Genomic DNA, 15,819 nt, shown 5'->3' with positions numbered 1-15,819 from the left:
TCAAAATTCAATATTATTTAAATTTTGCTCCTCTAAAATCACTCTTTTGCAAATAATCTATAAACCCATTTATTTGCCTGCTCAATGAAATAACTTTGTTCTTAAAGTCTTCAAAATCATCTTCATTTAGATATCCACGGTCAAAAGCTCTATATAATATTGTGATCGGGTTTCTCCACAAGATGCTTTTGCTATAGAAAGAAATTGAATAAATTCTCTATTTCCATTTCTTTCGAATCCCTCTGCTATATTATCCATTATTGAACCTGATGATCCATTTAATTGATTATATAGTTTAAAATCATTTTTAAGATTTGTATTCTGTTTCGCTTTGTAAACAATCTTGCAGATTTCTCTGGCCTTTTGGCAAATCTCTAAATCTTCAAATTGTTTAATTGTTGCCAACTTTGAATATTAAACCTTTAACATTGAACTTTTCTTTTTAAAGCGAAAAACTTTCACCGCATCCGCAGGTTCTTTGGGCATTTGGGTTATTAAAAACAAAACCTTTGCCGTTTAATCCGCCAGAATATTCTAAAATAGTTCCTGCCAGATATAAAACACTGCGTTTATCTACAATGATTTTAATATCGTTATCTTCAAAAAGTTTGTCATCATCGGCTTTAGATTTATCGAATTTTAGTTCGTACGATAAACCAGAACAGCCGCCGCTCTTCACGCCAACGCGTACAAAGTCCTGAAGGCTGTCAAAACCTTCTTCTTCCATTAGAGCAGAAATCTTTTTTCTTGCATCTTCACTAACTTTTATCATAGCTTAAAAAGATCTTTTTAAATCGCGTACAAATATACATTAAAACAAGCGTTTTACCATAGCGGTAATATTTGTTTTAAAAATGTAGAAATAGACGTATTCGATTATTATTAAAGGCCTTTATTTTACCGGGTTTAAAAAAGGCTAAGTTGTTTTATGTCAAAATCTTCCGGATGATTTGTAAATTCTGGAACTTCTTATTCTATTAGTGGGATAATATAGGAAACCTTTCAGTTTATATGATAAAATTCGTTAAGTATATGTTGTTGCCATAATATTCATTTATTTTGCATAAAATTTATTTGTGATGTTTGATAATAGTGAGCCTACCAAAACAAGTTTATCTGAATTAGGGGAATTTGGATTAATCGATCATTTAACCAAAAATTTTTCTCCAAAGCATTCTTCTACGATTAAAGCGATTGGTGATGATGCCGCAGTGTTAGATTTTAAAGATAAGCAAACACTGGTAAGTACAGATATGCTTGTAGAAGGTGTGCATTTTGATCTTGCTTATATGCCGCTGAAGCATTTAGGGTATAAATCTGTTATGGTAAACGCATCAGATATTTATGCCATGAATGGTAAAGCAACACACATCACAGTTTCTATTGCGCCGTCTAATCGTTTTCCGGTAGAAGCTTTAGAAGAATTATATGCCGGCATACAATTAGCGGCAGATTTATATAATATCGATGTGATTGGTGGGGATACGACTTCTTCTACATCTGGATTATTTATAAGTATTTCGGTTTTTGGGGAAGCTAAAAAGGAAGATGTGGTATACAGAAGTGGGGCACAGGCTAATGATTTACTGGTGGTGACCGGAGATTTGGGTGCTGCTTATATGGGATTGCAGGTATTGGAACGAGAAAAACAGGTTTTTAAAGCCAACCCTAATGCGCAACCAGATCTAGATCAATATACTTATTTAATCGAACGCCAATTAAAACCTGAAGCACGTAAAGATATTCCGCCTTTGCTTAAAGAGCTTGGAGTGAAGCCCACTTCGATGATTGATATTAGCGACGGACTTTCTTCTGAAGTGATCCACCTTTGTAAAAATTCGAAAACCGGCGTGAATCTATATGAAGAAAAAGTGCCGCTGGATCCTGCTGTAATATCGGTTTGTGAAGAATTTGAATTGGATAGTACAATGATTGCATTAAGTGGCGGTGAAGATTATGAGTTACTATTCACCATTTCACAATCAGATTTTGATAAAATAAAAGGAAATCCAAACCTCACTATTATTGGTCATATGACCGAAGAAAGCGCAGGCATGCATCTTATCACACGTGCCAACCAGGCGATTCCATTAGTTGCTCGTGGATGGAACTCTATGAAGAGTGAAGAATAAAGCTTAAGAAGCTTTGGCGTAATGACTTTGGCGTAGACGGCGATCTTTTCGTTTTTTGTGAATTTTGGCGATATAGTTGTTCGTTTCTTTAAATTTCTTTGTTAAGGGTGCTAAGAATCCATTCGCTGTGTCTGTCATTTCCTGTCCGCAGTTGGCACACTTATATTCGTGTACGTGATCGGTAACATTTTTGGTTACCTTTAACTTGTGGCCAAAAATACTACAGTAAACTTTAGCGAAAGAAAATTTATGGGGATTATCTTTCATAAGTGATTGATTTTTAATTTTTTGACTCTTTAAAATTAAAAAATACTTACGAAAATCCCAAAGAATAGCTAATTTTTTGTTAAATAATATTTTTTAAGATTTTGATTGCGAAAAATGTAATATCTGGCACTTATTTTCATTAAATGACAAATTTAATAGCACCGTTTCTATGCGTTTTACATTGGTGTTTTGTGCAATCTTAACCGTTTTAGCTAGTTTTTACAGTGATTTCTGCTGAATGATATGGATAAATGACTTTTCTTTAAACCCTTTGTTGATTTTAGCTTGTATGATGCATCTGTTCTCTTAAGTTGTTTCCAAATTATGATATTAGAAGAGATTTTTACTGCTGAATTTTATGCTTTTGATTGAAGAAAATGAGATAATTGTTCCCTATTTTCAATAAAGGATAAGTGTCCATCGGGAAATTCGATGATTTCAGCATTCGTTTTTTTGGCTATTTGTAGGGTGGTTGTTACATCCAGCACCGGGTCCTGCATGCCAATAACCATAAATTTCTCTCCTTTAAAGTTTTTAAATGCTTCAGTGCTGTCTAATCTATTCTTCATTCCCAGTGTGGCTGCAATAATATTTTCTGAAGCCATTTTTTGTGCTTCACGTTTAAGAATTTCGATTTCTGGCTTAAACTTTTTATTATTTTCAGAAGTTAAGAGGTTAGAAATCGCCATACTTACAAAAGCCGATTTGTTTTTGGTCAGCATATCAGCAACACGTTCCCTGTTTTCCTTTTTCTCGGGAGTATCTTCAGCTGGGGTAGAATTGATAAGGCTAATCTTTGATATTTTCTCAGGATGTTTTTTTAAGATCTCCATAATTACATAGCCTCCCATAGAATGACCGGCAAAGCTGGCTTTTTGGATTCCTAAATGATTAAGTACTTCCACTACTGCATCTGCCATATTTTCCATAGAATGGACGTTAGCGATATTTCCTGTTTTTCCATGGCCCAAAAGATCGATTGTAATCACCTGGCGCTCTTTAGAAAGTAATTCCAGATAGTCTTTCCAAATTGCTTCGGTTTCTAAAAATCCATGTAAAAGCACTAAAGGATTGCTTTTTCCCTTTGTTGTAAACTTTATTTGTGTATTTTTATACAGTATTTTCATAAGCATTACATTATAAAAGGCCGCAAAATTGAATTAATTTTCAATTATTGTGGCCTTTTTATATAGCTGTTAAGAGTTCATAATCTCCTCAATCTCCTCTGCTTCAATAGGAATATTGCGCATTAAATTAAACGGTTCTCCTTTTTCCTGGATTACAACATCGTCTTCTAATCGAATTCCGAATCCTTCTTCCGGCAGATAAATTCCCGGTTCAACAGTAAAAACCTGGTTCGCTTTCATAGGTTCGGTTAAAATACCATAGTCATGCGTATCTAAGCCAATATTATGAGCGGTACCATGCATAAAATATTTTTTGTAAGCTGGCCAGTCTGGATTTTCATTTTGTACATCGGCTTTATCAAGTAAACCAAGATCCAGTAGTTCTGAAGTCATTAGTTTTCCAACTTCTTTATGAAATTCGTCCCACATGGTTCCTGGGATCAACCATTTTGTAGCTTCGGTTTTAACCTTATTAACGGTATTGTAAATTTGCTTTTGTCTATCGGTAAATCTTCCTGAAACGGGAATCGATCTGGTCATGTCACTAGAATAGTTGGCATACTCGGCACCCGTGTCTAATAAAATAAGATCTCCTGCTTTACATTGCTGATTATTTTCAGTGTAATGCAATACGTTGGCATTATTTCCGCTCGCGATAATAGGGGTATAAGCAAAACCTTTAGAGCGGTTTCTTATCATCTCGTGCCAGTATTCCGCTTCAATTTCATATTCCCATACGCCAGGTTTCGTGAATTTAAGCGCTCTTCTAAAAGCCTTCTCGGTAATATCGCAGGCTTGCTGCATTAAATCCAGCTCGATAGGATCTTTTACAGAACGTAACCTTTGCAAGATGGGATTACTTTTAGCAACCTGATGCGCCGGGTATTTTTGTTTACACCATTTTATAAAGCGATCGTCACGGGTTTCTGTTTGGATACTTCCCTGAACGCGATAATGTTCATTTTTGTTAAAATAAATCGTCTCTGCTTGCGCCATAATTTCAAAAAACACCTTTTCAAAATCTTGTAGCCAGTACACTGTTTTTATACCACTTACTTCAAAAGCTCTTTCTTTTGTAAGTTTTTCGCCTTCCCAAACGGCGATATGCGGATTGGTTTCGGTTAAGAAAAGTATTTCCCGGTGTTCTGGTTTTGGTGCTTCTGGAAATAAAACTAGAATCGCTTCTTCCTGGTCTACACCACTTAGATAGAATAAATCCCTATTTTGCTGAAAAGGCATTGTACTATCGGCCCCAATAGGGAAAACATCATTAGCATTAAAAACAGCTAATCCTCCAGGAACCATACGCTCCATAAAGTTTTTACGGTTTTTAATAAATAGTTTGCGGTCTATTTGATCGTATTTCATAACTGTAATTTCAAATTATCCCCCAAAGCTAAAAAACAGCGGTTAGAATGCCTGTTAATCCAAGGCTAATATTTGATAAAATAGACAATGCATTAGGAATGCAACAACGATTTGTTACGGAAGCTTTATTGCTGATAAAAAATCATTATATTTATACTTATGATTTTTTAATAATTAAGCTAATTTTTATTTTTTAGTTTATATCTGTAATTGAAATGTATGTTGAAGCTTTTTTAATGAAATGTTTAATCGATATTTGTTTCAACTTTAATACTTAAAATTTTAAAACTGTGTGTGGAATTGTTTGTGCGTTCGATTTAAAAGAGAAGTCTGATGATTTAAGACCTCAATTATTAGAAATGGCCAGATGTTTAAGACATCGTGGTCCGGATTGGAGTGGGATTTACAGTAATGATAATGCGATTTTGGCGCACGAGCGTCTTGCCATTGTCGACCCAATTTCAGGAGGACAGCCTTTATTATCCAAGGATGGTAATTTAGTACTTGCCGCTAATGGCGAAATATATAATCATAAAAAGTTAAGAGCGCAGTGCCCAGATTACGAATTTCAAACAGCATCAGACTGTGAAGTGATCCTGGCGTTGTATAAACACAAAGGAGCGAAATTTCTTGATGATCTAAACGGAATTTTTGGTTTTGCTATTTATGATGTAGAAAAGGACGAATATCTAATTGCAAGGGATCATATGGGGATTATACCTTTGTATATTGGTTGGGATCAAAATGGTACTTTTTATGTTGCTTCAGAGCTTAAAGCACTGGAAGGAAAATGTACTAAAATTGAATTGTTCCCTCCAGGTCATTACCTGTCCAGTAAAGAAGATGGTTTCCAGAGATGGTACGAGCGTGACTGGATGGAATATGATGCGGTTAAAGATAACGAAACCAACATCGAAGAACTAAGAGAAGCTTTAGAGAAAGCGGTACATCGCCAGTTAATGAGTGATGTTCCTTATGGGGTATTACTTTCAGGCGGGCTGGATTCTTCAATAACTTCAGCAGTAGCTAAAAAATATTCAGAAAAAAGAATTGAAAGTGATGATAAAGATGCTGCATGGTGGCCAAGATTGCACTCTTTTGCCATTGGATTAGAAGGTTCACCAGATCTTGCAGCGGCGCAAAAGGTAGCCGATCATCTGGATACGGTGCATCACGAAATTAAGTTCACTATTCAGGAAGGTTTAGATGCGATAAAGGATGTGATCTATCATTTAGAGACTTATGATGTCACCACAATTAGAGCCTCAACCCCTATGTATTTAATGGCCAGGACTATCAAATCTTTAGGGATTAAAATGGTGCTTTCTGGAGAAGGGTCTGATGAGCTTTTTGGTGGATACCTTTACTTTCATAAAGCACCAAATGCCAAAGAATTTCACGAAGAAACCGTACGTAAACTAGATAAATTGCATCAATACGATTGTTTAAGAGCGAACAAATCACTTTGTGCCTGGGGAATAGAAGGTCGTGTTCCTTTCTTAGATAAGGAATTTATGGATGTGGCGATGCGAATTAACCCACAGGACAAAATGATTAATGGGGAGCGTATCGAAAAATGGGTACTTAGAAAAGCTTTTGAAGATTATCTGCCAGAAAGTGTGGCCTGGAGGCAAAAAGAGCAATTCTCTGATGGTGTTGGTTATAGTTGGATCGATACTTTAAAGGAACTTGTAAATTCTGAGGTTACAGATGAACAACTTAAAAATGCTCATTTTAAATTCCCAATTCAGCCACCATCAAGTAAAGAAGAATATTATTACAGAACGATTTTCTCGCAGCATTTCCCAAGTGATGCTGCAGCATTATCTGTTCCTTCAGTACCTTCAGTAGCATGTAGTACACCAACAGCTTTAGAATGGGACGAGTCTTTTAAGAATATGAACGATCCATCTGGTAGGGCAGTAGCAAACGTGCATTCAGATGCTTATAAAAAAGATTTGATAGAAGGTTAATTCCTTATTTAGGGTTTTATTGCCCGGGGGTTGCCTTATAATGATCAGAAAGATTTTAGGAACCATATCTTATGGGTTTGCCACAAAGGTTCTTGAGTCCTAAAAGTTAAACTTAAAAAGCCATTCAAAATTTGATATTTTGAATGGCTTTTTTTGTGAGATGGATATATTTTCAAAATTTTATAAATTGTAGAATTTCAATCGTTTGAATTATTTTTTCGATTTTAAGGATTTCATCTTTTAGCTATTGAAAATACTGTTTTTATACGTTTTTGGGTCTACAGTTTAGCAACTTTTGAGATTAAACAAAATTATGGCTTACTTAAACTTGTTCTAAATAGCCCTACAAAGAAGCATGAAAGTTTGTCCGTAAATGAATTGGAGTGTATTTTTGCTGTTAAAATTCTATAAATAATCAAACCAATGGGTGGATTTTTAAAATCATCTATCGCAAAGAAAGTTGCGATGGCCTTGTCGGGACTGTTCCTGGTCTTATTTTTACTTCAGCACTTTACAATAAATTTCACTTCTGTTTTTAGTGAAGACGTATTCAATGAAATTTCCCATTTTATGGGAACCAATTTTTTCGTACAGGCTATTCTTCAGCCGGTATTGATATTTGGGGTGATATTTCATTTTATAATGGGATTTGTTCTGGAAGCCAAAAACCGTGGTGCTCGAAATGTAAAGTATGTAAAATATAACGGAGGAGCTAACTCAAGCTGGATGTCCAGAAATATGATTTATTCTGGATTAGTAATATTAGCCTTTTTAGCACTGCATTTTTATGATTTTTGGATACCAGAAATTGTACATAAATATGTGGAATCTCACCCAGAGGATGCTTCAAGATATTATAGTGAGATGGTCGCTAAATTTCAGGATCCAATAAGAGTGGGAGCCTATTGCCTATCTTTTGTTTTTCTTAGTTTGCACCTGCTTCATGGGTTTTCTTCATCATTCCAGTCTATGGGTTGGAATAACAAATATGCTAAGGGAGTAAGAGGCCTAACAGTGGCTTTTGCTATAATTATTCCGCTAGGATTTATTTTTATAGCATTGTTTCACTATATCAATAACCTTTAATTCGCAAGATTTATGTCAGTTTTAGAATCAAAGATACCAGAGGGGCCGCTTAAAGATAAGTGGACTAAACATAAAAATGATATTAACCTGGTAAACCCTGCCAATAAGCGAAATATCGACATTATTATTGTAGGTACCGGGCTTGCAGGAGGTGCTGCTGCGGCGACTCTTGCAGAATTAGGGTATAACGTAAAGACATTTTGTTATCAGGATTCTCCAAGACGCGCGCACTCTATTGCCGCTCAGGGAGGTATAAATGCATCAAAAAATTATCAGGGAGATGGTGATTCAGATTACCGTCTTTTTTATGATACAGTAAAAGGCGGGGATTATCGTTCGCGCGAAGCGAATGTGTATCGTCTTGCTGAAGTATCTGGAAATATTATCGACCAGTGTGTGGCGCAAGGTGTGCCTTTTGCAAGGGAATATGGTGGTTATTTAGACAACCGTTCTTTTGGTGGTGTTTTGGTTTCCAGAACTTTTTATGCCAAAGGTCAAACTGGTCAGCAGTTATTATTAGGAGCTTATTCTGCGATGAATCGCCAGATTAATCGTGGTAAAATCCAGTCCTTTAACCGTCATGAAATGATGGATATTGTTTTAGTTGATGGTAAAGCAAGAGGGATTATTGCCAGAGATATGATTACAGGAGAGCTAGAAAGACATTCTGCTCACGCTGTTGTTTTAGCGTCTGGAGGTTACGGGAACGTATTTTTCCTTTCAACAAATGCTATGGGAAGTAACGTGACGGCAGCATGGAGAGCTCACCGTAGAGGAGCTTACTTTGCTAACCCATGTTATACGCAGATTCACCCAACATGTATCCCGGTTACCGGAGATCATCAGTCTAAATTAACGTTGATGTCTGAATCTTTACGTAACGATGGTCGTATTTGGGTTCCCAAGAAAAAAGAAGATGCTATAGCCATTAGAGAAGGAAAGAAAAAACCAACCGAACTTTCTGAAGAAGAAAGAGATTATTACTTAGAAAGAAGATATCCTTCATTTGGTAACTTGGTGCCTCGTGATGTAGCGTCCAGGGCAGCGAAAGAACGTTGCGATGCAGGATTTGGAGTAAATAAAACAGGCCAGGCGGTATATCTGGATTTTGCTAGCGCGATTAAACGCTACGGAAAAGAAGCCGCATTTACTTCGGGTCATAAGAATCCATCTGAAGCTGAAATTATAAAATTAGGTAAGGAAGTTGTAGAATCTAAATATGGTAACCTTTTCCAGATGTACGAAAAGATTACAGATCAAAATCCTTACGAAACACCAATGATGATTTATCCTGCAGTTCACTATACCATGGGCGGACTTTGGGTAGATTATAATTTACAAACAACCATCCCCGGATGTTATGCTGCAGGAGAAGCTAACTTCTCAGATCACGGGGCTAACAGATTAGGAGCTTCAGCTTTAATGCAAGGGCTTGCCGATGGTTATTTTGTATTGCCTTATACTATTGGAGATTACCTTTCAAAAGATATTAGAACCGGTAAAATCCCAACAGATTCTAAAGAATTTGATGCGGTAGAAAAAGAAGTGAAAGACAGTATCGATCGCCTAATGAATGCTGGTGGTAAACACTCTGTAGATACTTACCATAAGAAATTAGGTAAGATCATGTGGGAAAAATGTGGTATGGCGCGTAATGAACAAGGTCTTAAAGAAGCTATCGAAGAAATTAAGGCGTTAAGAGAAGATTTTTGGAAGAACGTTAAAGTAACAGGAACCGCAAATAGCAAAAATGCAGAATTAGAAAAAGCGGGGCGTGTAGCCGATTTCCTTGAATTAGGAGAACTTTTTGCCAAAGATGCGTTGCATAGAAACGAGTCTTGTGGAGGTCATTTTAGAGAAGAATATCAAACCGAAGAAGGAGAAGCCTTAAGGGATGATGAAAACTTTAAATATGTAGCTGCATGGGAGTATAAAGGGCAACCTAGTGATGCCGTCCTACACAAAGAAGAGCTTATCTTCAATAATATTGAATTAAAAACAAGAAGTTATAAATAGACCTATTATGTTAATCGTGAATAGTTAATGGTTGGCATAAAATTGTAATGGATAAAATAAAAAGCTTTGAAGACTTAAAATGCTGGCAAGAAGCAAGGGTTTTAAGAAATCAAATCAAAGATTTAATTCAGACTTTTCCAGATTATGAAAAATATGAATTAATATCTCAAATGCGTAGAGCTTCACGATCAGTAACTCATAATATTGCTGAAGGATACGGAAGATTTCATTACAAAGAAAATATTCAGTTTTGTAGAACATCACGAGGTTCACTTTACGAATTACTCGATCAACTGATTACTGCAAATGATGAGAATTATATTGATAACGATAAGTTAGAAGCTTATAAAAAACAAATAACTAATTGTTTATCGCTTTTGAATGGATATATAAACTACCTTAAAAGAGCGGCTAAAAACAATTAACTTTTAACATTTAACTTTAACAATATGAAGTTAACACTTAAAATATGGCGACAAGAAAACGCTAAGGCTAAAGGGAAGATGGTATCCTATCCAATCGACGGAATCGAAGGGGATATGTCTTTTCTTGAAATGCTAGATGTATTAAACGAGAGTCTTGTTGCTAAAGGTGAAGATCCGGTAGAGTTTGATCATGATTGTCGTGAAGGAATCTGTGGAACCTGCTCACTTCAGATTAACGGAGAGCCACATGGTCCAGATCGATTAATTACTACCTGCCAGCTACACATGAGAAAGTTTAACGACGGTGATACTATCGTTATCGAGCCTTTTAGAGCTAATGCTTTCCCAGTAGTAAAGGATTTAATTGTAGATAGAGGTGCCTTCGATCGTATTCAGCAAGCAGGAGGTTATGTGTCTGTAAACACATCGGGAAATACCATCGACGCTAACAGTATTCCGGTAAATAAGCATGATGCAGATGATTCTTTTAATGCTGCAACCTGTATTGGTTGTGGGGCTTGTGTTGCTGCCTGTAAAAATGCAAGTGCGATGCTATTTACTTCAGCCAAAGTTTCGCAATACGCTTTACTTCCACAAGGAAAGGTAGAAGCGACAGATCGTGTTTTAAATATGGTTCGCCAAATGGATTTGGAAGGATTTGGAAACTGTACCAATACCGGTGCTTGTGAAATCGAGTGTCCTAAAGGAATTTCTTTAGAAAACATTGCTCGTATGAACCGTGAGTATTTATCGGCAAGTACTAAAGGATAAAATATATTTTTTCTGAATAAAACTGATCCCGATTTCTTTCTAGATTTCGGGATTTTTTGTTTTGCCTTGAAAATATGGCTTTTGCCCCTCTCCCCAACCAACCCCAAAACCTTGTTAACATAATTACGATTCAATAAGCAAATTTCTATCTTCGCTATTAAAACAAATATTTATGAAAAACCTGGTTTATTTCTGTTTTGCGATGTTAATGTTCAGTTGTAATTCAGCTAAAAACAATCAAGATATGAATCCGACGCTAATTGCTGAAGGCAACCTATACGGGAATGGCAACGATGGTTTAGTGGAAACCAATATGGTGCTTAAAAACCAGGCAGAATGGAAAGAAGTAGCCGCTAAAATGAATAAGATAAATGCTACGATAAAAGAAGAACAGATCGATGCGATCGATTTTGATAAGCAAATGGTGATTGTGTTAATCGATCAGCAACGCACCAAAGGAGGGCATTCTATCAAAATTGCAGCGGTAGACAATAAGATGCAATCGGTGGTGATAAGTATACAGAAATCGCATCCGGAAGGGATGGCCACAATGGTAATGACGCAGCCTTATTATGTGGCGACAATTCCTAAAACCGATAAACAAATCGAATTTGAAGAAGTGAAATAGCTCATTGAAAATCAATATTCAAAATAACCATTTTCAGTTGGCGTGCAGTGGCGTTTCCTTTTGGGAAGAGCAAAAAGCCCTGCTGGTAGCCGATGTACATTTGGGGAAGATCTCTCATTTTCGGAAATACGGCAGCGCGGTGCCACAATCGGCAATTCAGACGAATTTTGATCGCCTGGATGAAGCAGTTGCGAAGTTTCAACCACAGAAAATCATCTTTTTAGGCGATCTTTTTCATAGCGCGTTGAATGCCGAATGGAATTTATTTGAAAACTGGCTTCAAAAGCAACAAGCTGAAATTATCTTAATTGCCGGAAATCACGATATTATTTCTCCGTTGCATTATGAAGAATTAGGGGTGAACATTCATCAGGAATTACAGATCGAGAACTTCCGGTTAACGCATCATCCCGAAGAAAAAGAAGGGAGTTTTAATATCTGCGGGCACATTCATCCCGGATACCGATTAGTCGGCTTGGCGAAACAGCATTTAAAACTAAAGTGTTTCTTCCGAAGCAAAAATCAACTGATTTTACCTGCTTTTGGTGAATTTACCGGGACATTTTTAATGAAACCCGAAACTGAAGATCAGGTTTTTGTGTGCGCGCAATCTGAAGTCATTCGGGTGAATTAAAATGTTTTTCATTTTTAATAATCTAAACTTTAACCTAAAACTAACGCTGGTTTAATTCGCTAATAATTAATTTCATAAATTAATTGTGTCATCCCAAATCTCATCACTCCTATGAGATTCTGAAACAGGTTCAGAATGACTACTCAGACTAAAAACTATGAAACCAAAACTACTCGCTGTTCTCAATTTTCTTTCCGTAGTCATCACGCTTTTTGTGAGTTATTACACGCAAGCCGTGAAGCTTAACGGAAACACGATGGGCAGCCTAAGTCACGAATATTTTAACCTGTTCACTCCGGCAGATTATGCTTTTGCCATTTGGGGAATTATCTATTTGGGATTGCTGGCCTTTTCGGGCTATCAAATCTATCAAGCGTTCGGCCCAAAAACCGATTTGCAGTTTCTTCAGCAAACAAAATTCTGGTTTATTTTGGCCAATCTTGCCAATGCCGCCTGGGTGATTGTCTGGTTGTACGAATACACGGGATTGTCGATTTTTTTAATGCTGCTGATTCTCTTTTCACTCATCAAAATTATCCTGAATACCAATATGGAACGTTGGGATGCGCCCTTAAAAATCATCGCATTTAGTTGGTGGCCCATTTGTTTGTATTCGGGTTGGATTGCGGTGGCCACCATTGCCAATATCGCCGCGTATTTAGCCAAGATTGGATGGAATGGAGGTATTTTTTCTGAAGTGCAATGGACGATTATTATGATTGTTGTCGCTGCGATTTTGAATATTGTAATGATTTACGCCCGATGTATGCGCGAGTTTGCTGCCGTTGGGATTTGGGCGTTATTCGCCATTTATATGCGACATTCTGACGACCAAACCTTAATTGCTTATGTAGCTTTAGGGAGCGCTATTTTAATCGGACTCAATTGCGCTTATCACGGCTTCCTCAACCGAAAGCAAAACCCAATGTATCGAATGATGAATAAGAATTAGATTTTAGATCGCTTCGCTTTTAGAGTATAGACTATAGATTCAAGAGCTAGGAATCAAGATTGAAAATGTTGAATTTTAAATTAGAAAAAATGAGGTCATCTCGACCCTGCCTCGCCGGCAGGCAGGCGAAGCGGAGAGATCTTTTTTCTTTTGAAGTTATGAAATTTTTATAAGCGAAAGGTCATTCTGAACTTGTTTCAGAATCTCATTAGAGTGATGAGATCCCGGATCAAGTCCGGGATGACGAATTTATATTAACTAAAGTCTAGACTCTAACCTCTCAAATCTCAATACTAACTACTCCCTACTAAAAATAAAAACCTGATAAATATCATATTTTAAACGAGGGCTGCTTCTCATCTTTGGTGATTAAACTTAAGACGAATGAAAAACGCCATATCCCCACATCAGTTTCATATTCCGGTGATGGGCATTGCTTACACCATCGATACGCCGGTAAAAGTGGCGCATTTTGGGATAAATTCTTCCATTTCAATTATCGAAGATCACCTTATCGAAAAAATGCGTGAGTATTATTATAAACTCAATAACGAGACTTTTCACCCCATCACTAAAAAAGAATCCAACTTTAGGGCCAAGCGGATTACCGATTACCTGAATTTGATTGGTGAAGAAGTGAAAAAGAAAGTAGAAGAGGTGAAAACCGCTGCTTTTTCAGGTACTTCAGAAATTACCAAGTATTTTGAAATGCTTCCTGAAGTTTCTGAATTAAAACAGAAATACCTTAAATTTCTTCAGCTAACTGATCCTTCAGAAAAAGAAAACCTGGAAACCGAGTTGAGAAAAGAAGTGAAACCCGGTGCGATTGAAGTCAATATTATGACGAAAATCGATAGCGACCAAATTGATGAAAACAAAGAAGTTATCGAAAACGGATCTGATGCTTTGCAGGCCTTAAAAGGCTATGCCGAAAGCAATTTGGAGAATTCAACCTTGGTTTTTTCGGCCGGGATGAACCCCAGATTGTTTAATTACCTGTCCTCTTTTAAAACTTTTAAACCCAATAACAACGGGAATTTCAGCAAAGCCATCGCTATAAAAGTCAGCGATTACCGTTCCGCTTTAATTCAGGGAAAATACCTCGCCAAACGTGGAATTTGGGTTAGTGAATTCAGGATTGAATCGGGCTTAAATTGTGGCGGACACGCTTTCGCGACCGACGGTTTTTTGATGGGGCCGATAATGGAAGAATTTAAGCAGAAAAAAGACGAATTACAGTCAGAACTATCCGCACTTTACCGAAGTGCTGTTGCTGAAGAAGCTGAAATTTCAGCATTGCCCGACATAAAAATCACCGTACAGGGAGGGATTGGTACGTTTGAAGAAGACACCTTACTAAAAGATTATTTTCAGGCCGATGCGACCGGATGGGGATCGCCATTTTTACTTTGTCCGGAAGCGACGAATGTAGATGAAGAAACCCTCGAAAAACTTCAAAAATCGAAGGAACAAGACATTGTTTTAAGCCATAGTTCGCCGTTGGGCGTTCGGTTTAATTATCTGAAGGGAGCCAGCGGAGAGGATTTCCGAAGAAGAAATCTTTTACGTAATAAACCCGGCAGTTCGTGCCCAGAGAAATTGTTGGAATCGAATACTGAATTTACCGAAAAACCCATTTGTACCGCTTCGCATAAATACCAAAAATTAAAACTGAAGCAAATTCAAAATTCCGATTTATCGAATGCTGAAAAGGCCAGGGAAGCCGATTTGTTGTTTCAAAAAGAGTGTTTATGTACCGGTTTGTGCAATAGTGCCGCTAAAAATTACAATTTCAGCTTTGTAAAGAAAATGGATTTTGTCACTGTTTGCCCTGGGCCAAATTTGGCGTATTTTTCGGGTAAATATTCCTTAAAAGAGCTCACCGATCATATTTATGGCCGTACAAATGTGTTGAGCGGTTACCGCCCGCATATGTTTATTAAAGAATTGCAATTGTACATTGATTACTTAAAGGAATTGGCCGATAGCACCGATTTTTCGAATAAACGGGAAGCGAAAAAGTTCACCCGATTTACCCAAAATCTGGAAGAAGGGATCGACTATTACAAGAATTTATTCTTTAGAAAAGTGATTAAAGAACATCAGTTTTTAACCGATTTATTGATCTGCGAAAGCCGAATTTTAGAAATAACACAGCAAGCGGAAGTGGCTTAGGTTTTAGACCGCTGCGCGGTTAGAGCTTAGTACATAGACCGGCTTCGCCTGTTAGAAAATAGACTAGAGAATCAAGACAGAAGAGCCAGGAATCAGGATTGGAAATGTTGAATTTTGAATGCTGAATTTTGAATGTAAAAGTGATGTCATCCTATGTTTGTTGCATGTAGATTTAAGAGAAATAATGATTAGATTTCAATAGAAGAAGGGAAAGCAAAAAAACCGTGCTTTGTCATTGGTCTTATAAGGCTGTTCGAGATGCTGG

At 37.0% G+C, this 15,819-nt stretch carries 14 protein-coding genes and 1 pseudogene; 10 read left to right on the top strand and 5 right to left on the bottom strand.

Features of this window, described 5'->3' with window-relative positions; translation table 11 throughout:
- Positions 1 to 13: 13 nt before the first annotated feature.
- Together L1967_RS15200 and L1967_RS15195 are read right to left on the bottom strand one after the other, a co-directional pair.
- Positions 14 to 405 (bottom strand): annotated as a pseudogene (locus tag L1967_RS15200) (four helix bundle protein).
- A 37-nt stretch (positions 406 to 442) separates the two neighbouring features.
- Positions 443 to 772, bottom strand: coding sequence for a HesB/IscA family protein (locus L1967_RS15195; RefSeq protein WP_249602358.1), 330 nt, complete (start codon positions 770 to 772; stop codon positions 443 to 445).
- A 307-nt stretch (positions 773 to 1,079) separates the two neighbouring features.
- Between L1967_RS15195 and thiL the strand changes: the two genes are divergently transcribed.
- Positions 1,080 to 2,132 carry a thiamine-phosphate kinase gene (gene thiL, locus L1967_RS15190; protein WP_249602357.1) on the top strand — a complete coding sequence of 351 codons (1,053 nt, stop codon included), beginning with the start codon at positions 1,080 to 1,082 and terminating at the stop codon, positions 2,130 to 2,132.
- Between the two features lie 3 nt (positions 2,133 to 2,135).
- Here thiL and L1967_RS15185 read toward each other — a convergent pair whose 3' ends face one another.
- The 3 genes from L1967_RS15185 to L1967_RS15175 all read right to left on the bottom strand — a co-directional run bounded on the left by L1967_RS15185 (position 2,136) and on the right by L1967_RS15175 (position 4,894).
- Positions 2,136 to 2,399: a hypothetical protein gene (locus tag L1967_RS15185; RefSeq protein WP_249602356.1), complete on the bottom strand. Its 264-nt coding sequence runs from the start codon at positions 2,397 to 2,399 to the stop codon at positions 2,136 to 2,138.
- A 356-nt stretch (positions 2,400 to 2,755) separates the two neighbouring features.
- A complete protein-coding gene (locus L1967_RS15180) occupies positions 2,756 to 3,526 on the bottom strand; it encodes an alpha/beta fold hydrolase (protein WP_249602355.1) in 771 nt (256 codons plus the stop codon).
- Positions 3,527 to 3,595: 69 nt separating this feature from the next.
- The gene (locus L1967_RS15175; protein ID WP_249602354.1) at positions 3,596 to 4,894 is read right to left on the bottom strand and encodes an aminopeptidase P family protein; all 1,299 of its coding nucleotides are present in this window, start codon (positions 4,892 to 4,894) and stop codon (positions 3,596 to 3,598) included.
- Positions 4,895 to 5,184: 290 nt separating this feature from the next.
- On the opposite strand from L1967_RS15175, the gene asnB reads away from it, so the two are divergent.
- The 9 genes from asnB to L1967_RS15130 all read left to right on the top strand — a co-directional run bounded on the left by asnB (position 5,185) and on the right by L1967_RS15130 (position 15,554).
- Positions 5,185 to 6,867 (top strand): asparagine synthase B, encoded by a 1,683-nt coding sequence (gene asnB, locus L1967_RS15170; RefSeq protein ID WP_249602353.1) that lies wholly within the window; start codon positions 5,185 to 5,187, stop codon positions 6,865 to 6,867.
- Between the two features lie 423 nt (positions 6,868 to 7,290).
- A complete protein-coding gene (locus tag L1967_RS15165) occupies positions 7,291 to 7,953 on the top strand; it encodes a succinate dehydrogenase cytochrome b subunit (protein ID WP_249602352.1) in 663 nt (220 codons plus the stop codon).
- Between the two features lie 12 nt (positions 7,954 to 7,965).
- Positions 7,966 to 9,969 (top strand): fumarate reductase/succinate dehydrogenase flavoprotein subunit, encoded by a 2,004-nt coding sequence (locus L1967_RS15160; RefSeq protein ID WP_249602351.1) that lies wholly within the window; start codon positions 7,966 to 7,968, stop codon positions 9,967 to 9,969.
- A 47-nt stretch (positions 9,970 to 10,016) separates the two neighbouring features.
- Positions 10,017 to 10,394: a four helix bundle protein gene (locus tag L1967_RS15155; protein WP_249602350.1), complete on the top strand. Its 378-nt coding sequence runs from the start codon at positions 10,017 to 10,019 to the stop codon at positions 10,392 to 10,394.
- A gap of 24 nt (positions 10,395 to 10,418) precedes the next feature.
- A complete protein-coding gene (locus L1967_RS15150) occupies positions 10,419 to 11,165 on the top strand; it encodes a succinate dehydrogenase/fumarate reductase iron-sulfur subunit (protein ID WP_249602349.1) in 747 nt (248 codons plus the stop codon).
- Positions 11,166 to 11,409: 244 nt separating this feature from the next.
- Complete coding sequence (locus L1967_RS15145) at positions 11,410 to 11,793, top strand: protease complex subunit PrcB family protein (protein WP_249602348.1); 384 nt, start codon at positions 11,410 to 11,412, stop codon at positions 11,791 to 11,793.
- A 4-nt stretch (positions 11,794 to 11,797) separates the two neighbouring features.
- Complete coding sequence (gene pdeM, locus L1967_RS15140) at positions 11,798 to 12,427, top strand: ligase-associated DNA damage response endonuclease PdeM (protein WP_249602347.1); 630 nt, start codon at positions 11,798 to 11,800, stop codon at positions 12,425 to 12,427.
- Between the two features lie 157 nt (positions 12,428 to 12,584).
- Positions 12,585 to 13,379: a tryptophan-rich sensory protein gene (locus L1967_RS15135; protein ID WP_249602346.1), complete on the top strand. Its 795-nt coding sequence runs from the start codon at positions 12,585 to 12,587 to the stop codon at positions 13,377 to 13,379.
- A gap of 384 nt (positions 13,380 to 13,763) precedes the next feature.
- Entirely contained in the window at positions 13,764 to 15,554 is a 1,791-nt protein-coding gene (locus L1967_RS15130) for a hypothetical protein (protein WP_249602345.1), read from the top strand.
- Positions 15,555 to 15,819 lie beyond the last annotated feature (265 nt).

The sequence above is a fragment of the Zunongwangia pacifica genome, from assembly GCF_023499215.1.
Classification (GTDB): Bacteria; Bacteroidota; Bacteroidia; order Flavobacteriales; family Flavobacteriaceae; genus Zunongwangia; species Zunongwangia pacifica.
Note: the sequence above shows the minus strand (reverse complement) of the source record. Positions and strands in the feature narration are given on the sequence as shown.